This is a genomic window from Pseudomonas sp. TE3786, from assembly GCF_054057335.1.
In genome coordinates, this window is record NZ_JBSRZF010000001.1 from 129204 (window position 1) to 152502 (window position 23299).

General features: G+C 62.6%; 14 protein-coding genes and 1 pseudogene. 6 read left to right on the plus strand and 9 right to left on the minus strand.

Features of this window, described 5'->3' with window-relative positions:
• Positions 1 to 3: 3 nt before the first annotated feature.
• The 6 genes from ACVW0Y_RS00620 (at position 4) to ACVW0Y_RS00645 (ending at position 10400) form a co-directional block, all read left to right on the plus strand.
• Complete coding sequence (locus ACVW0Y_RS00620; RefSeq protein ID WP_457435357.1) at positions 4 to 1710, plus strand: DUF2138 domain-containing protein; 1707 nt, start codon at positions 4 to 6, stop codon at positions 1708 to 1710.
• Between the two features lie 20 nt (positions 1711 to 1730).
• Positions 1731 to 2366, plus strand: coding sequence for a DUF1175 domain-containing protein (locus ACVW0Y_RS00625; protein ID WP_457435814.1), 636 nt, complete (start codon positions 1731 to 1733; stop codon positions 2364 to 2366).
• Positions 2363 to 7078, plus strand: a complete 4716-nt coding sequence (locus tag ACVW0Y_RS00630; protein ID WP_457435359.1) for an alpha-2-macroglobulin family protein — start codon at positions 2363 to 2365, stop codon at positions 7076 to 7078. The genes ACVW0Y_RS00625 and ACVW0Y_RS00630 overlap by 4 nt, the downstream gene beginning before the upstream one ends.
• Before the next feature lie 9 nt (positions 7079 to 7087).
• Positions 7088 to 8716 (plus strand): DUF2300 domain-containing protein, encoded by a 1629-nt coding sequence (locus ACVW0Y_RS00635; RefSeq protein WP_457435816.1) that lies wholly within the window; start codon positions 7088 to 7090, stop codon positions 8714 to 8716.
• A 4-nt stretch (positions 8717 to 8720) separates the two neighbouring features.
• Positions 8721 to 9524 (plus strand): YfaP family protein, encoded by an 804-nt coding sequence (locus ACVW0Y_RS00640; protein WP_457435360.1) that lies wholly within the window; start codon positions 8721 to 8723, stop codon positions 9522 to 9524.
• 624 nt (positions 9525 to 10148) lie between these two features.
• Positions 10149 to 10400: a DUF3077 domain-containing protein gene (locus tag ACVW0Y_RS00645; RefSeq protein WP_457435362.1), complete on the plus strand. Its 252-nt coding sequence runs from the start codon at positions 10149 to 10151 to the stop codon at positions 10398 to 10400.
• Between the two features lie 101 nt (positions 10401 to 10501).
• Here ACVW0Y_RS00645 and ACVW0Y_RS00650 read toward each other — a convergent pair whose 3' ends face one another.
• The 9 genes and pseudogenes from ACVW0Y_RS00650 to ACVW0Y_RS00690 all read right to left on the minus strand — a co-directional run bounded on the left by ACVW0Y_RS00650 (position 10502) and on the right by ACVW0Y_RS00690 (position 23109).
• Entirely contained in the window at positions 10502 to 11329 is an 828-nt protein-coding gene (locus ACVW0Y_RS00650) for an SDR family oxidoreductase (protein WP_457435363.1), read from the minus strand.
• A gap of 102 nt (positions 11330 to 11431) precedes the next feature.
• Positions 11432 to 14512 carry a multidrug efflux RND transporter permease subunit gene (locus tag ACVW0Y_RS00655; RefSeq protein ID WP_457435365.1) on the minus strand — a complete coding sequence of 1027 codons (3081 nt, stop codon included), beginning with the start codon at positions 14510 to 14512 and terminating at the stop codon, positions 11432 to 11434.
• Between the two features lie 29 nt (positions 14513 to 14541).
• Entirely contained in the window at positions 14542 to 15681 is a 1140-nt protein-coding gene (locus tag ACVW0Y_RS00660; protein WP_457435366.1) for an efflux RND transporter periplasmic adaptor subunit, read from the minus strand.
• A 226-nt stretch (positions 15682 to 15907) separates the two neighbouring features.
• On the minus strand, positions 15908 to 16675 hold the full coding sequence (locus ACVW0Y_RS00665; RefSeq protein WP_457435817.1) for a methyl-accepting chemotaxis protein: 768 nt from the start codon (positions 16673 to 16675) through the stop codon (positions 15908 to 15910).
• 165 nt (positions 16676 to 16840) lie between these two features.
• Positions 16841 to 17533, minus strand: a pseudogene (locus tag ACVW0Y_RS00670) (methyl-accepting chemotaxis protein); the annotation flags it as partial.
• A 317-nt stretch (positions 17534 to 17850) separates the two neighbouring features.
• Positions 17851 to 18951 carry a DUF1513 domain-containing protein gene (locus ACVW0Y_RS00675; RefSeq protein ID WP_457435368.1) on the minus strand — a complete coding sequence of 367 codons (1101 nt, stop codon included), beginning with the start codon at positions 18949 to 18951 and terminating at the stop codon, positions 17851 to 17853.
• 1 nt (position 18952) lies between these two features.
• A complete protein-coding gene (locus ACVW0Y_RS00680; protein ID WP_457435371.1) occupies positions 18953 to 20032 on the minus strand; it encodes an imelysin family protein in 1080 nt (359 codons plus the stop codon).
• A 16-nt stretch (positions 20033 to 20048) separates the two neighbouring features.
• A complete protein-coding gene (locus ACVW0Y_RS00685; protein WP_457435372.1) occupies positions 20049 to 21467 on the minus strand; it encodes a di-heme oxidoreductase family protein in 1419 nt (472 codons plus the stop codon).
• 301 nt (positions 21468 to 21768) lie between these two features.
• Complete coding sequence (locus tag ACVW0Y_RS00690; RefSeq protein ID WP_457435375.1) at positions 21769 to 23109, minus strand: imelysin family protein; 1341 nt, start codon at positions 23107 to 23109, stop codon at positions 21769 to 21771.
• Positions 23110 to 23299: the final 190 nt, after the last annotated feature.

A 23299-nucleotide genomic window follows, 5' to 3' on the forward strand; every position in this document is an offset into this window, starting at 1 on the left:
TACATGAGCGAGAACACCACCCAGAACGGGGCAGCAGGCAGCGGGCGCAAGCGCCGTGCGCTAATTGCCCTGGCCATTGCCGTACCGCTGAGCGCCGCTGCCGGTCTGCTCGCCTGGTGGCAACAGCACCTCGAACCGCCGCGCACCCTGGCCGAAAGCAGTGAACTGCAACTGGACCTCACCCACCCGCAGGTGCTGATCGAAAGCGAGTCCTTGAGCCGTCTGCCCAAAGACCTGCTGGCCGTGCCGCTGCTGCGCGACACCCTGACCGAAGACCTGGTGTTCTACTACGAGTCCAACCCGGATCGTCTGGGCATCACCGGCAGCCTACGGCGCATCATCTACGAACACGACCTGCAGCTGCAGGACAGCCTGCTCGAACAACTGCTTGACCAACCGGCCCAGGTTGCCCTGTGGCGCGGTGCCGACGGCAAGCTGAAGAATTTCATGGTGCTTATGGAGCGCGGCGGCCTGGCCCGAGTGCTCGAGCCTCTGGCCCATGTCGCCACCGACGACACCCAGCTGCGGCAGGTCGCCGAGCTGCGGGTGGACGGCGATGCCGTGCCGCTTTACCGCCTGCGTTATAACGGCGAACGCGCACTGCTGTTCGCCAGCCATGGCGACAAGCTGGTGATGCTGTCCAATCCCGGCATGCTGCTGGACAGCGACAGTGAAGGCGCGCAACTGGGCAAAGGTGCCACCGAAGCGGTGGAAGCCATGCTCAATGGCGACGAAGCCTTTACCGAAGGCTTTGGCCTGAAAGAGCGCGGCGAACTGAAGCAACGCATCTCCCTGGGCAGCGATTACGTGGCCATGGGGTATCAGCGGTTTATCCCGACCTTCGCCGGTCTGCGTTTTGAAATGGACGGTGCCGGCTGGCACAGCTACCTGGCCCTGAACGACAGCGGCGATAAAACCACCCTCGACTTCAACCCGATCTGGCGTGCCATGCCTATGGGTGCCAGCGCCTGCGTGGCCTTGCCGCTGGCACCGGCGGTGCATGAAAAAATGTTCGCCAAGGTTGGCGCAGAACCGGACGTGGCTAAACAACTGGCCGAGCATCTGACCGGTGCCGCCGGCCTGTGTTGGTACCCCAACTCGCGTTTGCACAGCCCGCTGCTGGTCGGCCAACTGGACGACAAGGCCGGTGCCAGCCTGGACGACAACTTGGGCAAGCTGTTCGGCTCGGTGATCGGTGCCTGGGAATCGGAAGTCGAAGGCGGCATCTTCCCGGTCAACGACGAAGTACGCGACTACGGCCATGCCTGGCAGCGCGAAGTCAGCTCCAACTTCGGCCAGTACCCGACCAGCGCCGCACAGGTGCCGGAAGCCATGGTGACCAGCGGTTTCTTCCGCGTCAGCCTGGTCCGCCATGGTTCGACCCTGCTCTTCTCCCTGGATGATGCCCTGGTCGCCAAAGGCCTGGACGCCCTCGACAAACGCTTCCCGCCGCTGGCCGATGTGCTGCCTAAAGACGCCGTGGTACCGGCCTACCTGGCACCGTCCACGCTGTCCAATCTCCTGCAACAGGAAACCCTCGATGCGCTGCCCAGCGACATGGAGCCGGTGTTCCGCAACGCCGCGCAAACCCTGTTGCTGCCCAAGCTGAAAGCCTTGGCCGGGCATCAGAACTATGCGCTGACCTTGCCGGCCGACGCCGCCCCGGATGCCAATTGGCAGTGGCTGCCGCTGGAGTGGCGCGCTCTGTGAAATCGCCTGTTGCCGTAGCGCTGGTGCTGCTGGGGAGCTTGTTGCTGCCGGCGCTCGCCTGCGCCAACGCACCGGCTGCCAGTGCGGTCGCGCCGCTGGACGCCGAGCAGTCCCAGGTATTTCGCGCCTGGTTTGTGCGCATCGCCCAGGAGCAATTGCGCCAGGGCCCGAGCCCGCGCTGGCACCAGCAAGACTGTGCCGGGTTGGTGCGCTTTGCCGCCAATGAAGCGCTGAAAGTGCACGATGCCAAGTGGCTGCGCGCCAATGGCCTCTCCAACCGCTACCTGCCGCCGGAACTGCAGCTGCAAGACGCCCAGCGCAGCCTGGCTCAGCAATGGCAGCAGGGCGGCGGCAAGGTTGGCCCGTATGTCAACGCAATCAAACTGATTCAGTACAACAGCCATTTTCTCGGCCGCGACCTCAACCAGGCGCGTCCGGGTGATCTGATTTTTTTCGACCAGGGCGATGAGCAACATCTGATGATCTGGATGGGCCGCGAAATCGCATACCACACAGGCACCACCACGCCGACCGATAACGGCATGCGTTCGGTCAGCGTGCAACAACTCATGACATGGAAGGACACCCGATGGATACCCGACGAATCCAATCCGAACTTTATCGGCATCTATCGATTGCAGTTCCTCGCGCGATGAAGGCTCGTAATTTTGGCTTGGCCCTCTTGGCTAGCGTGCTGTTGCCGCTCGGCAGCCTGCACGCCGAAGACAGCGTCAACTCCAGCGGTTACGCGCCGCTGGCCGGCGAGTCGTTCTTCCTGTTGGCCGATTCCAGCTTTGCCACCGACGAAGTGGCCCAGGTGCGCCTCGAAGCGCCGGGCCGCGACTACCGTCGCTACCGCATGGAACCCTACGGCGGCGTGGATATGCGCGTGTACCGCATCGACCAGCCGCTGGAGTTTCTCAAGCGGCAGAAGAACCTGCACCGCGTGGTCGCCGAAGGTGAATTCAAAGGTGAAGGCCTGGCCAACACCCTGTCGTACCTGTGGGACAACTGGTACCGCAAATCCCGCCGGGTGATGCAGCGCGCGTTCTCTTACGAGTCGCGCAAGAACGTCACCGAGCAAGCGCCGGAACTGAAAATGGGCACCGCCATCGTCGCCCCCACCCAGTACGAAAGCACCGCGCAATTCGCGCCGATGAAAGGCCTGCCGCTGGTGGCGCAGTTCCGCTATCCGCTGTGGGATGCCAAAGCCATTCAGCCGCCAAAAGGCGTGGAACTGTCCGGTTCGTCCAGCGACTTTGTCACCGTTAACCCGGGCAATGTTTATGTGCCGTTGGGCAAGCTGAAACCGGGCCTGTATCTGGTGGAAGCGCTGGTGGGTAAATACCGCGCCACCACCATGGTGTTTGTCTCCAACACCGTGGCCGTGAGCAAGATTGCCGGCGACGAACTGCTGGTGTGGACCGCGCGCAAGCACGAAGGCAGCGTGGTCCCCAAAGCCAAAGTGCTGTGGAGTGATGGCCTCGGCGTGATGAGCAGCGGCACCACCGATGACCAGGGCCTGCTGCGCCTGAAACACGCCAGCCCCGAGCGCTCCTATGTGCTGGGTGAAGACAGCGAAGGCGGCGTGTTCGTCTCCGAGAACTTCTACTACGACAGCGAAATTTACGACACCAAGCTTTACGCCTTCACCGACCGCCCGCTGTATCGCCCCGGCGACTGGGTGGAAGTGAAAATCCTCGGCCGTGAATTCAAAAACGCCCGCGACTCGGTAGCCCCCACCAGCGCCCCGGTGAAACTCACCGTGCTGGATGCCAACGGCACCGCCCTGCAGACCCTTGACCTGAACATGGACAGCAAGGCCGGCAGCCAGGGCCGCTTCCAGTTGCCCAACAATGCCGTGGCCGGTGGTTACGAGCTGCGTTTCGCCTACCGCGACCAGCAATACAGCAGCGCCTTCCGTGTGGCCGACTACATCAAACCGCACTTTGAAATTGCCCTGGACCTGGCCAAGCCCGATTTCCGTACTGGCGAAGAAGTGAAGGGCAATCTGGTGCTGGTCTACCCCGACGGCAAGCCGGTGCAGAACGCCAAAGTGCAACTGACCCTGCGTGCCCAGCAGCTGTCGATGATCGACAACGAACTGCAGTACCTCGGCCAATTCCCGGTCGAACTGGCCACCACTGAAATCAGCACCGACAGCCAGGGCCGCGCCGAGCTGAAACTGCCCGCCGCCGACAAACCCAGCCGTTACCTGCTGACCGTATTCGCCAGCGATGGCGCGGCGTACCGGGTGAAAACCAGCAAGGAAATCCTCATTGAGCGCGGTGCCGCCCGTTATCGCCTGAGCGCGCCGCAGCGCTTTAGCGCCGCCAACGAAAAAGTGCACTTCAGCTACCGCAGTGAAACCGCCCAAGGGCAGAAAAAAGAAACCCATAAACCCGCGCATTACGAGTGGGTCCGCCTGGAAGACCAGAGCAAAGACCAAGGCAGTCTGGCCGCCGATGCCGAGGGTTTCGACCTGAGTTTTGAACGTCCCGGTTCCTACAGCATCACCCTCAAGGACGACCACGGCCTGATCCTCGGTGCCACCGGCCACTCGGTGAGCGGTGAAGGCGTCAAAGCTGTGGCCGGCACCATCGAGATCGTGCTGGATAAAGCCGAATACAAAGCCGGCGACGAAGCCCTGGCGCTGATCACCTTCCCCGAGCCGGTGGGCGATGCCCTGTTGACCCTGGAGCGTGATTCGGTCGAGGCCACCGCGCTGCTCTCCAAAGGTGCCGACTGGCTGAAGCTGGAAAAACTCAGCGACACCCAATACCGCGCACGCATCCCGGTTACCGAGCAGTTCTCGCCGAACCTGACCTTCTCTGCCCTGTACACCAAAGGCGGCGATTACAGCTTCCAGAACGCCGGCATCAAAGTGGCCGCGCCGCAAATCGACATCGCCATCGCCGCCGACAAAGAGCAGTACCAACCGGGCGAACTGGTGACCATCGACCTCAGCACCCAGTTCGCCGGCAAGCCGGTGGGCACGCGGCTGACCGTCAGCGTGGTGGATGAAATGATCTACGCCCTGCAGCCGGAAATCGCGCCGAGCATCGATCAGTTCTTCTACCACCCACGCCGCAACAACGTGCGCACCAGCGCCAGCCTGTCGTTTATCAGCTACGACGTGGCCTTGCCGGGTTCGCCCACCGCGCCGGGCAAAGCCAACCGCAGCGACCGCAGCGTAAAAGTGCTGGAGCGCCCGCGTCGCGAAGAAGTCGACACCGCTGCCTGGCAGCCTGACCTGGTAACCGATGCCGACGGCCACGCGAAAATCACCTTCCGCATGCCCGACTCGCTGACCCGCTGGCGCATCACCGCCCGTGCCGTCAGTGACGCCGGCACCGTGGGGCAGAAGAAACAATTTATCCGCTCGGAAAAACCCCTGTACCTGAAGTGGAGCGGCCCGACCCAATTCCGCACCGACGACCAACCGGCCATGGGCGTGTTTGTTTTCAACCAGGGCGAGCAAGCCACCAAAGCCGAACTGGTCAGCCACTTCAATGGCCAGGAAAAGCGCACCGCTATCGACCTGGAAAAAGGCATCAACTATCTGCCTCTGCCGAAAGTGCCGGTGGTGGGGGGCGAGTGGAAAGCCGAACTGTTGCTCGATGGCAAACCGGTGGATGCCCTGGGCGTAACCCTGCGCACCGTCGGCAAAGGCTGGCAGGACCTGCAAAGCCAACGCCTAACCGTCAATGCCGGGACCAATGCCCTGCAACTGCCGAGCGATGCCCGCGATATCAGCCTGCGTCTGGATGACAGCGCCCAAGCCCTGTTCAACAGCAACCTCGACGACCTGCTCGAATACCCCTACGGCTGCGTTGAACAAACCGCCAGCCGCCTGCTGCCGCTGAGCCTGGCCTATCCATTGCTGAGCAAAGCCGAAGTGGGCAATGCCGACGGTGGCCGGATTGAAAAACGCGTCACTGACCGCCTGCGCCTGATCATGCAGAACAGCCGTCTGCGTCTGGTGCAGATGGCCGGGCCGGAAGCGCTGTTCACCTGGTGGGGTGAGGGTTCCGAGCCGGATGCCTTCCTCACCGCTTACGCCTACTACGCCGACTGGTACGCCAGCCAGGCCCTGGAGCTGAGCCTGCCGGCCGACCATTGGCAGCGGGTGATGGATATCTACGCCAAGCAAGCGAGCACCACACCGCCGTTGCAACGGGCGCTGATCCTGGCCTTCGCCAAAGACATGAAGTTGCCGATCAACACCCTGGTGGAAGGCCTGCTGGCCGACCTGGCCAACCACGACGTCCAGGCTAAAGCCGATGCCGAAGTGGCCGCCAAGGTAGCAGCCGCCACCGAAGTCGACAGCGACGCCGACAGCGAAGCCGTCGCCGATGCCCCGCGCACGGACGTCGCCAACGTGCAGCCAACGGAAGAACAAACGCCAAGCGATGATGGCCAGACCAGCCTGATTCTCGCCGCGCCCAACTCCAAGTTGGGTCTGGCCGTCGCCCGTGTGCTGACCGCTGAGCTGGCCAAGCAAAGCAAAGTGAATCAGCCGGCGGCGTTCGCCGCGCAGTTGGCCGGTGCTCAAGAGCTGGTTAACGCCAGCGAGCATCCGTTTGTGGCCAGCCTCAAGGCCAAGCTGGCCGGTGTTGACCAGGCCCAGGCCAAGGTCTTGCTGCAACGTCTGGCACCTGAGCAGTCGACCCTGGAACGCGCCCTGGCGCTGACCTGGCTGCAAGCGGCCAGTCAGCAAAAAGCTGCGCCAAGTGAACTGAAACCGGGTGAAGGCTGGTTGGCGCAGCCACGCCCAAGCGGTGAAACCCAGTGGGTATGGACCGGCAAAGGCGTGCCAAGCGCGCTCGACCTGCCAGCCTCGATTACTCAGCCAGTGAACGTCGCCCTCAGCTACCGCAGCGCGCAGAGCAAACCGGGCGTGCTGCCGGTGACCCTGAGCCGCCGTCTGCTGCGTCTGGTGCCCAGTGATACCGCCTTTGAATTCAGCGTGCAGGAAGTGGGCGAGGGCGAGGCTATCTCCGGCGACGACCTGTATCTGGACGAAGTGAACCTCAGCAGCGAAGACGCCCGCGCCCTGCGCTACGGCCTGCTGGAAGTGCCGCTGCCGCCTGGCGCCGATGTAGAGCGCACCACCTGGGGCATTCAAGTCAGCGGCCTGGATTCGGAAGAAGCCGCACCGCTGGAAAAAGCCCGCCACGAAGACGGCCAGCTGCTCTACGCCGTACCGGTGGACAGCCTGGAAGGCGGCCTGACCGTGCGCCACCTGGTGCGCTTCTCGCAGAAAGGCGAATTCTCCCTGCCACCGGCGCGCTACGTGCGTATGTACGCCCCGCAGGACCAGGCGCTGGAAAGCGAACCGAGCTACGGCAGCCTGAAGGTCGAATAAGCCGTGCGCCTGGGCTGGTTGTGCATCGCCGTGTTGCCCCTGCTCGCCAGAGCGGGGGAGGCACCGTTGCAACTGGCCATTGGTGCGCCGCCCGGTACTCAACTGCTGCAGCTCAATCACCAGAGCGTGGTGAGTCGCGGGCCGTTGCCGAGCGACCTCAGCACGCCCCTGGGCAGCCTGTGGAAATTGTTCGTCTACGCCTACCTGGTCGACAGTGGCAAAGCCGAGGTCGGCTACACCTGCAAAGGTCTGGACCGCGACGAGGTGTACTGCTGCAAAGCCGGCGAGCGGATCGAACGCGACCAGGCCCTGACGCAAAGCTGCGGCCTGTATTTTTCCCCCGCCAACCAACACCTGAATGCCGCCGACTGGCGTGCCTACTGGCAACAACGCCAGGCACCGCTGTGGCTAAGCGACATAGACAAGTTGCAACCGCAGCAACGGGTGCCGGTGGGCGAACTGCTGCAACAGCTGGGCAGCGTACCGGCGCAGCAACAGGCACGGCGGGTGCTGCTCGACGTTATGCTGCATGCCCCCGAAGGCGTCACCCTGGGCGCGCTTGGCGGTCGACTGCGGGTGAAAACCTGGAGCTGGCTGGCCGACCACGATGCCCAGGCGCGCCAAGGCGGTTTTGCCGGCTGGCTGGTGGATGGCACACCGGTGTGGGCCGGCGGCAGTGGCACCAGTCAACGCATCCTCAAGGACTACGCCGAAGCCCTCGGCAGCGCCTTGCCCACGCCTGCGCCGGTGGAAGCGGGGCAGTGCGTCGAGGTGCAACTGTTTGCCCGTTATCCGGTGCGTCAGGTGCGCAGCCAAGCCAGCGGGCAACTGGTGGCGGCCGGCGCGCTTTACGGCGACTACGAGGTGCAATTTGCCAACGGCAACCGCCTGCCCATCAGCAGTGCCGGCGAGCTGTTTGTCGGTGCCGACGGCCAGCTCACCGCGCGCCTCAGTCGCGAAGATTACGTGGCCCGGGTGCTCGACCGCGAAGCCTCGGCGCAACCCGCCGAAGCCGCCAAGGCTCTGGCCATCACCATCCGCACCTACCTGCTGCAAAGCGCCAGCCGCAGCGGCGAGTGCCTGAGCATTGCCGACAGCAGCGCGAGCCAGCGTGTGGCCCCGCGCCCGGCCAGCGACGGGGCGCGGCAGATCGCCGCCTGGACCAGCGACCTGGTGCTGGCCGGCAGCCCGGTGACCTACCACAGCGACAAAACCGGCCCGGATCGCCTGGCCTGGCAAACCGCCGTTGCACAAGCGGGGCAGGGCCTGCGTTACGACGCGATCCTCGCCCGCGCCTTTCCCCGCGCCAGCCTCAGCCGTTGGGACCAACCCATAGCCGCCTGCCAGGCCCTGGGCAACGCCGAAGACTGGCTGAAAAAACAGCAACGCAGCTGGCGCGAACACCTGCAAAGCGAACCTGGCTATGTGGAAACCAGCGACTTCGCCGTGTGCCAGCTAAGCGGCGGCAAACCCCACGTCGACCGTGAACGCCAACGCATTTACGTGCGCGGCATGTACTCGCTACAAGACCGCCTCGACCTGACCCACGAATACCTGCACCTGGCCTTTGCCGCCCATCCCAATGGCCAGGATGAAACCTATATCGAAGGCCTCGCCCGCCACCTACTTCTGGAATAGCCCCATGCGTGTACGCCTGACTGAAATCGCTTTGTTTCTTGCTTGCCTGCCCCTGGCGGCGCTGGCCACCAACGGCGTGCAAATCGACACGCCGGTGGGCGGCTGGCGCAAAGGCTCGGACGAGGGCGCGCATTTTATGCAGGAGGTGAACTACCCGGCCTCCTCCGTAAACAGTGCCACCGACCAGGCCAACACCGCCCGCATCGCCGGGCAGATCCAAGCCACCCCCAAAGACGCCAGCAAGCCGGCGCGCTTGATCGTCAACGGCATCAGCATGCCGCTGAAAGTGCAGGAAGACGGCAGCTTTGACCGGCCGTTCGTATTTCCTTCCGGCAGCAACAGCGTGGAGGTGCGCAATGCGGAGGGCACGGCCAGGCATCGGGTGCAGTTCTACAACCGTGGCAGCGGCGAGACGGCGGCCAAGTTGCGGGTAGTGTTGTCCTGGGACAGTGACAACACCGACCTCGATCTGCATGTGGTGACTCCGGATGGCGCGCATATCTGGTATGGCGATCGCTCGGCCGCCAACGGTGGTGCGCTGGATGTGGACGTGACCACGGGTTTCGGGCCGGAGATTTTTGCCTCGCCTACGCCGCTGGCGGGTGAGTATCTGGTGTATGTGAATTATTTTGGTGGGGGTTCCAGCGAGGATGAAGAGGGGGCCGAGACGCCAGTGCAGGCGCTGACCACAGCGCAGGTGACGGTGATTTCGCAGGAGGGGACGGCCAATGAAAAGCAGGAGTCGTTTATCGTGCCCATGCGGGCGACGGGGGAATTGACGCTCGTTAAACGGTTTAGTTATCCGTGAGCCCGGACGTTGGCTGCTTTTTGGGCGCTAGCTTTGGGGGCTTGGGTATTCTTCTTTAGCGCGTGCGCTGGGCGATTGGTTTCGCGCCTTACGCACGACTCACTTTTTTCCAGTCGCCGGCATACCGGCGACTGGAAAAGTAGGTCGCGCGTAAGGCGCGAAACAGAACGCTCAGCTCACGCGGTAAAGAAGACCACCCCGCCATCAGCGCCAATAGTGCCAATAGCGCCAATTCTTTCCCCCTATCCCCACCAACCGCGCTTCATTGCCTACACCCCCCTCGGCATAAGCTGGCTGTAAGGATTTTCCTGCGGCGGCAAAGTCACCCCATCGCTGAATCGTTCAGCGGTCGGGTTTGACAGCCCGTTAGCAGTTGAACGCATAGTTCCCATCGAATAGCAGGACGCTTTTCCGGTGTCTGTTGTTCTCTTTATGGCGGCTGTGTGCGGGGCATCTTCGGGTGCGCCGGGTTTTGTTCTCTGCCTCGGTCTGTCAACCCGCACACAGCTGCCACCCTTCGATTGACAGCGATGTTTGGTAGCGCATTCGTAATGCAGAGGACTAAACCATGACTTACCCAAATACGCTTACCCCCCATCCTCCACTCACCCTGGAGGTGACCCCATGAACATCCTCACCCACACCCGCAGCTTCTGCATGCCCGACGACACCCCCGTCTTCAGCGTAAACGCCGGAGTCCCCGTCAGCGACGCACTCGAACAAGCCAGCATCCTCCTCAACTGCCTCACCCGCCTGGCCACCAACGAACGCCCCAAAGAACACGAACGCAACACCCTCCAGTACCTTCTGGAAATGACTACCGCCCTGATCGAAGCCTGCCTGGCAGGCATCGCCGAAAGTGAGAAACCCGCCTAACCCGTAGGTTGGGTTGAGCACCGCGAAGCCCAACGAACCGGTCCACTATCGTTCCGGCAGCGTTGGGCTTCGCCTTTGGCTCAACCCAACCTACGCCATGTTCACAACTTCCCCTCCAACCCAAACTTCTTCTTCAATACCCACTCCACCACCCCCTGCGGCAACAACGCCGCCATCAACGGCAACGCCCGGCTGCCATTGCCCAAGCGCAACAAGCGCGGCGGTGCGGCCCGCTGCACAGCGGCCAGAATATCCGCAGCCACCTCGCTGGCCGGCGTCGGGTTGTCCTGCGAGGCCCGCGCCCGCGCCCGAATGCCTTCACGAATCGGCCACCACGGCGAATCCTCGGCAATCAGTTGCTCCGCCTCGCGTGTGGCATTGGCACCAAAGCTCGACGCAATCGCTCCCGGCTGCACTTCCACTACCCGCACCCCAAAGGGTGCCAGTTCCATGCGCAGGCCATTGCTCAAGGCATGCACCGCCGCTTTCGAGGCGCAGTAGGCCGCGGCAAAGGGCGTGACCAGTACGCCCGACACACTGCCAATATTCACCACTACGCCTCGGTTGCGGCGCAGCAGGGGGAACAGTGCGTGAGTGACGTCGAGCAGGGCGAAGACGTTGGTGTCGAACTGGCGTTGCAGGGCCTCGCGGCCGCCGTCCAGCAGCGGGCCCATGGCACCATAGCCGGCGTTGTTGATCAGCACATCCAGGCCCCCGATTTCAGCGCTTAAGCGCTCGGCCAATTGGGCGACGGCGACGCTGTCATTGACGTCCAGCGCCACGGCGTTAAAGCCTGCGGCGCTCAGGGCGGCGAGGTCGGCGGCTTGGCGCGCGCTGGCCCAGACGCGATAGCCGGCCGCCTGGAAGGCCTCGGCCAGGGCGCGGCCTATGCCGCTGGAGCAGCCGGTGATCAGAACGGTTTTGGACATGCGGGGCTTCCTTATTCTTGGGGGCGACGGCGCTGGCCAATCGTACCGGCACCGGCAAAAAAAAGCCCCGCAGGTGCGGGGCTTTCCGGGCTGGGATCAGGCTCAGGAAATCAGCGGATGAGTCGGACCATGGTCTTTGGCCACCAGCGGCTCGGCGTCGTTGGCATCCGGTTTGGCCAGCAAGCTGTACACACACGGCAGCACAAACAGGGTGAACAGGGTGCCCACCGACATGCCGGTGGCGATCACCAGACCGATGTCGAAGCGGCTTACCGCGCCGGCACCGGTGGCGAGAATCAGCGGCACCATGCCGAACACCATGGCTGCGGTGGTCATCAGCACCGGGCGCAGGCGAATCGCCGCCGCTTCTTCAATCGCGGCACGCCGGGACAGGCCCTGTTCGCGGCGCAACTGGTTGGCGAATTCGACGATCAGGATGCCGTGTTTGGTGATCAGGCCAATCAGCGTCACCAAGCCCACCTGGGTGTAGATGTTCATGCTCGAGTAGCCGAGAAACAACGGAATCAACGCCCCGCAGATCGACAGCGGCACCGTGACCATGATCACCAGCGGGTCGCGGAAGCTTTCGAACTGCGCGGCCAGCACCAGGAAAATCAGCGCCAGGGCCAGGGCGAAGGTGACGTACAGCGCGCTGCCTTCCTGGACGTACTGACGCGAGGCACCGGCGTAATCGAAGGCGAAGCCGCGTGGGGCTTCTTCTTCGGCAATCTGCCGCACTGTGTCGATGGCTTCGCCCATGCTGACGATCGGGAAGCCCTGGATGATCGCCGAGTTGAGTTGCTGGAACTGGTTGAGTTGGGTCGGGCGCGCGCTGTCGTGCACCTTGATCAGGGTGGCCAGGGGCACCATCTCGTTGCGGTTGTTTTTTACGTAGTAGTTACTGAGCCAGTTCGGGTTGTCGCGGTAGGCGCGTTCAACCTGGGCGATCACCTTGTAGCTACGGCCATCGATGGTGAACCGGTTGATCTCGCCTTCACCCAGCAGGGTCGACAGGGTGCCGCCGAGGTCCTCCATGTTCACGCCCATCTGCGCGGCTTTGGCGCGGTCGATGTCGACGACGATTTCCGGTTTGTCGAAGGCCAGGTCCACGTCGATAAAGGCGAATTTGCCCGAGGCTTCCACGCGTTTTTTGATTCGCTCGGTTACCTGCAGCAGCGACTCGTAGTCGTTCGGCGTGTTGATCACGAACTGGAACGGCAGGCCCTCACCGGTACCCGGCAAGGACGGCAGGTTGAAGCCGAAGATCTGCAGGCCGGGAATGCCGCTGAGCTTGCCCTGAACTTCGTGGAGCAATTCCATCTGCGTGCGTTTGCGCTCGTCCCAGGGTTTCAGCAGAAAGCCGCCGATCCCCGCCTGCACACCGTTGTAGCCGTTGATCTGGAACGAGGAGTAGTACTCGGGGAACTCCTTGAAGATCTTTACGAACTGCTGGGTGTAGGCATTCAGGTAATTCAGGTTGGTCGGCTGTGGCGCACTGGCCATCAGGAACACGATGCCCTGGTCTTCGTCGGGGGCCAGTTCGGTCTTGGTCATCTTCAGCAAGATCGGAATCAGGCACAGCACGATGATGGCAAACACCACGACCACCGGCCGGGTGTTCAAGGTGCCGTGCAGCATGCGCTGGTAACGGACCTTGAGGCGGTCGAAGAGCGTGTCCAGTTTGTGCGCCAGGCCGGTGGGGTTTTGCTCGTGGCGCAGCAGTTTGGAGCACATCATCGGCGACAGGGTGAGGGCGACGATGCCGGAGATGATCACCGCTCCGGCCAATGTCAGGGCGAACTCTTTGAATAACGCGCCGGTCAGGCCTTCGAGGAAACCGATGGGGGCGTAGACGGCCGCCAGGGTGATGGTCATGGAAATCACCGGCACGGCAATTTCGCGGGCACCATCGATGGCGGCGTCGTAGGGGGTTTTGCCTTCTTCCATGTGGCGATGGATGTTCTCCACCACCACGATGGCATCGTCCACCACCAGACCGATGGCAAGCACCATGGCCAGCAGGGTCAGCAAGTTGATCGAGTAGCCCATCAGGTGCATGAAAAACATCACGCCGATCATCGACAGCGGAATGGTGATCACCGGGATCAGCACCGAGCGCAGGGCCCCGAGGAACAGGAAGACGACGACGATCACGATCAGCACCGCTTCGAACAGGGTTTTCACCACTTCGTCGATGGAGGCCTGGATGAACTGGGTGGCGTCGTAGGCGATAGACACTTTCAGGTTCGGCGGCAGCTGCGCTTCCAGGTCGGGCATGGCCGCGCGCACGTGTTTGATCACTTCCAGCGGGTTGGCGCTGGGGGTGGCCTTGATGCCGATATACACCGAGGGAATGCCATCGAAGGAACTGATGGAGTTGTAGTTCTCCGCGCCCATTTCCACCCGGGCGATATCGCCCAGCAGCACGCGGCTGTCGCCTTGGGTTTTCACCGGGATGGCGGCAAAGGCGTCGGCCGATTTCAGGTCGGTGCTGGCGTTGACGCTGGTGACCACGTATTCGCCCTTCGTCTCGCCGGCGGCGGAGAGGAAGTTGTTTTTGCGTACGGCGTCGTTCACATCCTGGGCGGTGATGCCGTAGGCGGCGAGTTTCACCGGGTCCAGCCAGATGCGCATGGCAAATACCTGGTTGCCGAGAATCTCGGCTTCGGCCATGCCGGGCAGGGTGGCGAGCTTGGGCTGGATAACGCGCGAGAGGTAGTCGGTGATCTGTGGGTTGCTCAGTTCATCGCTGTAGAAACTCACGTACATCAGGGCCGAGGAGTCGGCCGCCTCTTTGCTCAGCACCGGGTCTTCGGCGTTTTGCGGCAGCTGGTTTTTCACCTCGTTGGCCTTGGCCAGCAGTTCGGTGAACAGGCGGTCGCTGTCGGAGCCGATGCGCGCGTAGATGGAGATCACCGAGTAGTTCTGCCGGCTGACCGAGGTCATGTAGTCGATGCCTTCGGCGCTCGCCAGGCTCTGTTGCAGGGGCTGGGTGATATAGCCCTGAATGGTTTCGGCGTTGGCCCCGGGGTAGGAGGTGGTTACCTGGATCAGGGCGTTTTCCATCTGCGGGTACTGGCGGATGGTCAGTTTGCTGAACGCCTGGAAGCCCAGGAGGATGATCAGCAGGCTGACCACGGTGGCCAACACCGGGCGACGGATAAACGGGTCTGTAAAAGCCATGAAGTGCTTCCTTGGCGCGCGGCGGCCGGTCAGTTGGCGGACGGGCTGTTCATAAGGGCGTCATCGGCAACGACGGCCACGTGGGACCCGTTGTCCAGCTTGAGCTGGCCGGCGGTCACCACTTGCTCACCGGCTTTCAGGCCTTTGAGCACCACCACCTTGCCGTCGCGGTGCTCAGCGGTTTCGACGAAGCGGCGCTCTACCACCAGGTAGGGCTGGCCTTGGTCGTCTTTTTGCGCGGCGTCCTGGTCGTCTTTCTTCTCGGTGATCACGTACACCGAGTTGCCATAGAGGGTGTAGGTGAGGGCCGTTTCCGGTACCACCACGCGAGCATCTTCGGTGGGCAGCAGCACTTCCAGGTTGGCGAACATGCCTGGCAGCAGTTTGCTTTGCGGGTTGCTCAACACGGCGCGCACTTGCACGTTGCGGGTGCTGTCTTCGACTTTCGGGTTGATGGCGTTGATCTCGCCTTCAAAGGTTTCGTTCGGGAAGGCGGCTACCGAGAAGCGCACGCGCATGCCGAGCTTGAGCTGCGGCACCGATTGTTCCGGCAGGAAGAAATCGACGTAGAGGCTGCTGACATCCTGCAGGGTGGCGATGATGGTGCCGCTGGAGACGAAGTCACCGACGTCCACCTGACGGATACCGATGGTGCCGGCAAACGGCGCGAGGATGCGTTTTTTGGCCAGGATGGCTTTCAGTTGGGCGACACGGGTATTGGCTTTCAGCAGTTCGGCGGCCAGGCGGTCGTATTCACTTTTCGACAGGGCTTGGCGGGTCAGCAGGCTGCGCGCGCGGTCGAACTCGACCTGGGCCAGATCACGCTCGGCTTGCGAGGTGGCGAGGGTGGCGGATTCCACATCGCTGTCCAGTTGCACGATGGGCTGGTGCAGGCTGACTTTCTCGCCGGAGCGGAACAGCACGTCCTGCACGGTGCCGCTGGATTCCACGGTGAGGTCGATGCCCTGCAGGGCCTTGAGGGTACCGATGGCGGGCAGACGGTTCTGCCACTGCACCTGTTCACTGTTGGTGGCAGACACACTGATGGCCGGCTTCGGCGCGCTGAATTGAGCGATCTGAGCGGAGATGGATAGGTATTTCAGACCGGCCAGCGCAGCGACAACGAGCACGACCACACCGATCATGACGAGCATACGGCGGAGCAACATATTCCGGTTCCTTGGCAGGGAGATTGGGCCTGGGGAATAGGCAAGGCGCGTACCTTAGTCCCAGTGCGGCGGCCAAGTCAAAAACCGGGGTTTGCAAATGATTACGGGGGGTGAGGCGAACGGCAATCTCGTAGGAGCGGCTTCAGCCGCGATGCTTTCAAGATCAACAGCATCGGGGCTGAAGCCGCTCCTACGGGGGGCGAGTTTGTAGTAGAGGGGGGCGGCGTCAGGCGCTCAGCCGCTGTGTCACATCACTCAACTGCCCCGACAGCCCACGCAAGTTCACGCTGGCCTTCTCGGTACGTACTACGTTCTCCTGGTTGGTGGTGGCAATCGAGGTGATTTCGGTGAGGTTGCGTGAGATGTCTTCGGCCACCGAGGTCTGTTCTTCCGCCGCCGTGGCGATCTGCCGGTTCATGTCGCGGATCGCTTCCACGGCCTGGGTGATATTGGCCAGCATGCTGCCGGCTTCGGTCACCTGCTGCACGCCTTCTTCGCTGCGGCTTTGCCCGCTTTCGATGGCTTTCACGGCATTCAAGGCGCCAGTCTGCACGGTGTCGATGATCTGGTGGATCTCGGCGGTGGACTGTGCGGTGCGCTGGGCCAGGGTGCGTACTTCGTCGGCGACCACGGCAAAGCCACGGCCGGCTTCGCCGGCACGCGCTGCTTCGATGGCGGCGTTTAGGGCCAGCAAGTTGGTTTGGTCGGCAATACCGCGGATTACTTCCAGCACCTTGCCGATGCGGCCACTGTCGGCTTCCAGACGGCGGATCACGTCGGCAGTGTTGGCGATTTCGCCGCGCATGGCGGTGATGGTCTGGATGGTCGAGTTCATCACCTTGCTGCCTTGCTGCGAAGAGTGGTCGGCATCATCGGCGGCGCGCGCGGCGTCGGCGGCGTGGCGAGCCACTTCCTGGGCGGTGGCAGACATCTCGTGCATGGCGGTGGCCACCTGGTCGGTGCGCGAAAACTGCTCCGCGGTGCCCTGGGCCATCAGGGTGGCGATGGCGTTGAGCTCGCCGCTGGCGCTGTCCAGTTCGCTGGTGCTGCGTTGCAGGCGGGCGAAAGTGTCGGCGAGGAAGTCGCGCAGGGTGTTGGCGGCCACGGCCAGGTTGCCCAGTTCGTCGCGGCGGCTGGTGTCCACGCGCTGGCCGAAATTGCCCTGGCTGAGGCGGCCGATATGTTCGATCAGGCTCTTGATCGGGGTGATCAGGTTGCGGTTGACCAGCCACAGGCTGAGCAGGGCGATCAGCACACTGGCACCGAGCAGCACGGCAGTGCCGAACCACACGGTACGCTCGGCGCTGGCGCTGATGGCCTTGGCCTGCTCTTCGCTGCGCTGGTGCAGTTGGGTGACCAGTGCGCCCATCTGATCACTGGTGGCGCGGTCGATGCCTTGCACGGCTTTGTCGCCAGCGGTTGGTTCGGCACCGGCGGCAATAAAGTCAGCCTTGCCTTTGCGGTAGTAGGCACCCAGGGCCTGATGCTCGCTGCGCAGTTTTTCCACCTGGCCTTTCAGCGCGCCATCGTCACCGGTTTCGCCGATCAGCTTGCCGAGAATGTCCTGCACCTTGCGTTCCTGTTCTTCGAACTGGCCCCAGTACTTGTCCTGAGCGGCTTGGTCTTTGCCACGCAGCAACACGTTTTTCCATTCCTGGACCTGGGATTTGAATTCGAGGTTGGCCTGGTCGACCAGCTGTGACTCCTGCAATGGGCCATCAAGCAAGCTGCGGTAGTTCTGAATGCCGCCGGACAGAAAGCTGAAACAGGCCAGGGCAATGATCACGGTGAGCAGCAGACTGCCGCCCAACAGGGCAAGGATCTGCGCACGTAGGGATTGTTGTAGGAACATGGGGTAACGCCTCTCGGGGACGGTAATTGCTAAACACCGGTTCGTTCCAGGTGCGAGGCGTCTTGACTTCCATGTAGCTCACTGACGACAGACACGGTGAAGCTGTCCGTCGAGCGGGATGGCCCGGAGCGCACAGGTGTTGTTTGAATATAGTCGGCTGTAAGCGTTTGGACTTAAGCGCGCAGGACAATTCTGGCGAATGGCCATGACGGATGCGGTGAGCATCCGTAGGAGCGGCTTTAGCCGCGATGCTGTTTAAAGATCAAGAGCATCGCGGCTAAGGCCGCTCCTACGGGGAGTGAACGGTTTTGAGCCGATCAAGCCTGCTTGAGGTGCAGGTGGTTATCCCACAGCCCGGCCGGCAGATCTAACGCCTGGGCGCTGATCTGCAGGTTGCGGCAATCGTAGAAGCGGCAGCGGCCTTGCCCGGAGGTGACGACAAAACCGTCTTTGCTGGCACCGACGCCAGCGCAGTCGGGCAGTGGCGCGTCCAGGCGAACGGCACCGGTGTCCAGATCCCATATAAAGAAGCGATTGCCTCGCGGTGCCGTCAGGGCCACCAGGCGCAGGTCGCTATGGATGGCGACGCTGGCGGTGTAGTGGGCCATGGCATCGCGCTGCTCGGCTTGCAGCGGGAAGGCCTGGAAGGGTTGGCCCGGGCGTTTGATGGCGAGCAGTTCGGCCGGCTCGTGGGCGTCGCCCATAAACTGTTGGCCGGCGACTATGGTGCCGTCGTTGGCGATGGCCAGGTGACGCACGCTGTTCATTTGCTGGCTCAGGGTTTCTTTGGAGATCAGCGTACCGTCGCGCTGGAGCAACACCAGGCTGGGCTCCATGGCGTTGAGGTTCATTTCCTTGCGGCTTTCGGCTTCGGTGCGAATACCGCCATTGGCGATCACCAAGGTTTCGCCGTCGGGCATCCACGATACCTGGTGCGGGCCCAGGCCATGGGTGCTGAGCTCGCCGCTGTGCTGCAGCTGACCATTGTCGTAGCGGTAAACGGTAAGCAGGCCGCGACCGGGGTCAGTGGTGTCGTTGTCGGTGGTGTACAGCCACTCGCCGCTGCTATGGAACACGCCATGCCCATAGAAATGCCGGTTGGGCTGCGACTTCACGGTTTGCAGCAGACGACCGTCGCGCAGATCGATCAGGTAGCTTTCGGTGCCTGGACGTCGCGCCACAAACAGCGCCAACGCTTCACTGGGGTGCTCGACGATATCGTGGCAGCGCTGCGCCACCTGGGTGGCGAACACCTGGCTGCCATCCAGGCGATAACCGACGGCGTAGTGGTTGCCGTTGTTGTCGTCGCGGGCGGACAGCACCAGCGGGTTCCTGGCGTTGCGGCTGACGGTCCAGCCGCCCAGCGTCAGGGCACCGAGCAGCAGGCTGCCGAGGCCCAGGACATGGCGGCGGAGCATGTTAGTCACCATCGTTGGCGTTGAAGCCAAGTTGGACGTTGAGGGCTTTCGCCAGCTCGCTTTCGTGCAGGCGATGGACCACGTTGAGGCTGTCGTAGAAGTCGTTCAGCGCTTTGCGCCCGGCTTCGTCGGCGAGCAGTTCGGTGAGCGGGCGGTCGAGGGCGTCCAGCTGACGCCTGGATTCCACATAGGCGGCGTCGATCTTCTCGGCCAACGGCTTTTGCTCGGCCGGCAGCAGACCACGGATGCCATGGTTATCCACACCTTTCCAGAGGTTCTCGGCGCTGGCCAGGCTGGCGGCGATGCTTTTCAGCGAGGTGTTGCTGCGCCAGCCTTCGGCCTGGAACGGCTGCGGCAGGTTTTTGCTCTGCCGGCCCAGCGGTGCACCAAGTTTCTTCTTCAGCGTGTCGAGGCCGGTGACCTGCACGCGCAGCAGTTCGGCGATGGCTTCGTGGGAGTCGGCGTAGCGCTGGTTGGGGAACTTGCTCAGCTGGTCGATCATGCCGTCCTTGCTGTCCCAGCGGCCGAGGATTTCTTCAGCCAGCGACTGCTGGCGTTGACCGATGGCTTCCAGCAGCGGGCAGTAGCGCGCTCTGGTTTCGGCGTTGGCCAGGTCCAGCTTGCTGTCGTAGAGGATGTATTCGTAGGCCGACAGGCCTTGTACCACCACGCTGGATTTGGCCAGGGCGGCGGCGTCGATGTTTGGCGTCGCTTTTACAAGCTGCTCGACCTGACGGCCGACCAGGTCTTTTTTATCCGGCCAGAACTGCACCTGCCACGCGCGGTTGCCTTCGGCCAGCGGGCCGATCATCAGCGGCTGCAGTTCAGCCCAGGCTTTTTGCGCGGCGAGGAAGTCGGCGCGGGCTTTTTCCAGATCGGCTTTGCCGGAGCAGAACGCCAGGGCGCTGGCAGCCAGGGCGCGGTCGGCTTCCACCCAACGGCTGTAGGTCGGCAGGATCACTTGCTTGGCCAGCGCCGTGGAAATTTCCGCTTGCTGATCGGCGGGCGAGCAGGCACCCAGGGCGAGGGCGGCGATGCTGCTGAAGAGCAGTTTGGTGCGAAATTTATTCTTTCCGAACATGAGGCCTTGGGCTCCTTTAGAGAGAGTTCAGGAAAGCCAGCAGCGCAGCGCGCTGATCGGCATCGTAAGCGAGAACCTGTTGTTTTGCCGCCTGCGCCTCACCGCCGTGCCAGAGAATGGCTTCCAGCAGGTTGCGCGCGCGACCGTCGTGCAGAAATTGGGTGTGGCCACTGACTGTTTGCGTAAGGCCGATGCCCCACAGCGGCGGCGTGCGCCATTGGCTGCCGCTGGCTTTGAACTCCGGGCGATTGTCGGCCAGACCGGCACCCATGTCATGCAACAGCAAGTCGCTGTACGGGCGGATCACCTGATTGGCCAGCTCGGGTTCGGCGGCGTCGCTGCGCGTGGTGTACTGCGGGGTGTGGCATTGCTGGCAGCCCGCCTGGTGGAACAGGCCCTTGCCGTTCAGCACCTGCGGATCGTTGACCTGGCGGCGCGCTGGTACGGCAAGGTTGCGGGTGTAGAACAGTACCTGGCTCAGCAGGTGGTCGCTGACTTCCGGTACGCCGCCATTGGTGGCGGTTTGGCAGGCGGTTTGTGCCGCGGTGCATTCATCGAACGGACGCAGGCTGGTGGTCAGGCCCATATCGGAAGAGAAGGCGTGGACGTTCTGCTGGTTGAGGGTCGGTTGCCCGGCTTTCAGGCCAAAACGGCCGAGTACGGTTTTCTGCAGGGCATCGTCCCAGACATAGTTGGGTTGCCCGGCGATGCCGCTATTGGCGGCTTTTTGTGCGTGGGCGTTGGCCAGAATCGCTTCGTCGGGGATGGCTTCCAGCAGGCCCAGGCCAATCATCGGCGGGGCGATGCGCACCGAAAACTGCGCGTTGGCGCTGATTGGCCCGTAGCCCCAGTTGCTGATCTGCAGCACGGGGTTGCGCAGCTCGACCTGGGTGCCGTCTTTGAACGCCACCTGGCTGGTTTGGTAGTTCATACGAATGCGCGCTTCCGGCGCTACGCCGGGAATGGCCATGTCTTGCAGCTGGGTGCCGTAGACCGGTTCGGGGACCACGCCGAGCTTTTCAATCACGGCGGCCATTTCCGTACTCGGCGGCAGTGACACCCGCACCAGCATCGACACCGCGCTGATATCGCCGTCGCCCTCTGGCGGATGGCCACGGCCGTCTTTGATATGGCAGTTCTGGCAGGCGTTGGTGTTCATCAACGGGCCGAGGCCGTCACGGGCGGTGGTGGTGGACGGGGCAATAACCCAGGGGCTGCGGAAAAAACTGTTGCCGACGGCGAAGTCCAGCTGGCGCTCGTGACTGAGGTTCTCGGACGGCCGCATAAACGCCTCGCGGTTCTGCGTGACCACGGTGGTTTGCCCGCCGGACAGCGCCTCGCCCGGTTCGGCTTGGGTAAAGCGTGGCGAGTCGTCACAGGCGCTCAAGGCAACCAGGCTCAAGGCAAGCAGCAGGGAATGGCGCGCGCGGGGCATCAAGGGTGTTCCAGACCACGAAAACAAGCGCGCAAGCTTAGCAGCATGGGCCGGTTCAAATAAGAGGAATTAGCGTTTGCCGGGGAGGTTAATTGTCACAGTGTAAAAAAGCTGTGAAGGCAATGCGTTTGTCGTAGGAGCGGCCGGCCGGCGCTCCGGTTTAGCCGCGAGGCTTTTGCCGGTTCCGGGCTTGGCCAATCGCGGCTGAAGCCGCTCCTACGGGAGAGAGGGGGCGCAAAAAGCAGGCGAAAAAAAACGGATGCGCTTTGGCGGCGCATCCGTTTCCACAGATCAAAACCGATTAGAACTGGTGATCGGCGTTGTCTGGTTTGAGGTCGTTGATGCCCAGTTTGGCAGCAGCTTGCTCGATGGCACCGGTCTGTTTCACCAGGGAGGCGATAGCGTCGCGCACGATCTGGTTGCCAGCGGCATTGTCGGCAGCAATAAGCTGGTCGAAGTGCACGCCTTTGTTGGCGCTGTCGACCAGGGCTTGCAGCTTGCCTTCGGTGGCGGCCAGGTCGTCTTTGACCACGGTGTCGGTGGCGGCGTCAGCTTTGGCCACCAGGGACGACAGGCTTGGGCCGGTCAGGGTGGTGCCGTCGACTTTCTTGTACTCGCCCAGGTAAACGTTACGAATACCTTTGCCGTTGTAGAAGTGCGAGTTGTGGGTGTTGTCGCTGAAGCAGTCGTGTTCGTCTTCGGTGGAGTTGGCTTCCAGCGCCACTTTCATACGCTCGCCAGCCAGTTCGCCGAGGGACAGGCTGCCCATGCCGAAGAGCATTTTGCGCAGACCGTTTTCCGGGGCGTCAGCCACCAGGGTGGCGCGGTAGTTGTCGGCAACGCCGGCTTTCCACTGTTCAACCATGCTGTCGAGGTCTTTGACCAGCAGGTCGGTAGCGGCTTTCAGGTATTCGGCGCGACGGTCGCAGTTGCCGTGGGTGCAGTCTGCGCCTTTGGCGTAGTCGCTAGCCGGACGCTCGCCAGCACCTGGGCCGGTGCCGTGCAGGTCTTGGCCCCACAGGAGGAACTCGATGGCGTGGTAGCCGGTGGCAACGTTGGCTTCGGAGCCGCCCAGTTCGTTGAGGCCGGCCAGTTTTTCGCCGGTGATTTCACTCACGTCGATCTTGTCGTCGCCGACCTGGATGGTCTTGTTGGCGATGATATTGGCGGTGGCCGCCGGGTTGCCTTGGGCAGCCGGGGTGTCAGCGGCAACATAGTCGATCAGGCCTTCGTCCAGCGGCCAGGAGTTCAGTTGACCTTCCCAGTCATCGACCACGGCGTTACCGAAACGGAACACTTCGCTCTGCATATACGGTACACGAGCGGCCAGCCAGGCGGCCTGAGCGGCTTTCTGGGTTTCGGCGGACGGCTTGGCGATAAACGCGTCTACCGCTTTTTGCAGCGCGTGGCCGGTGCTGGCGGCATCGCTGAATACCGCGAAGGCGATATCGGCGTAATGGTTGACGACGGCCTTGGCGGCAGCCTCATCGACTTTGCCAGTTGCGGCAGCAGCAGGAGCGGTGGCAGTGCTGGCAGCAGGAGCGGCTGCTTGAGTGGCTTGCGCTTTCTTGTCGTCGCCGCAACCGGCGAGAGAAATAGCGATGGCCAGCAGACTGGCGGTAGCCAGAGGCATACGAATCATGGCGAAGTCCTTTGCATCGTGAGGTGAGAAGGTGGTGCGCCCTGATCGGGCTGCAAAACCAGTACATAATGCGAAAGATTTGCATTTTGTGCAAAGGCCTTATGCCCTTATTTATTGTTTTAGCCGTGCGCCAGTTCTGCTTTGCACAGTGGATCGTGGCTAAAATGCCAGCACCTGAATGCAGCTTGGT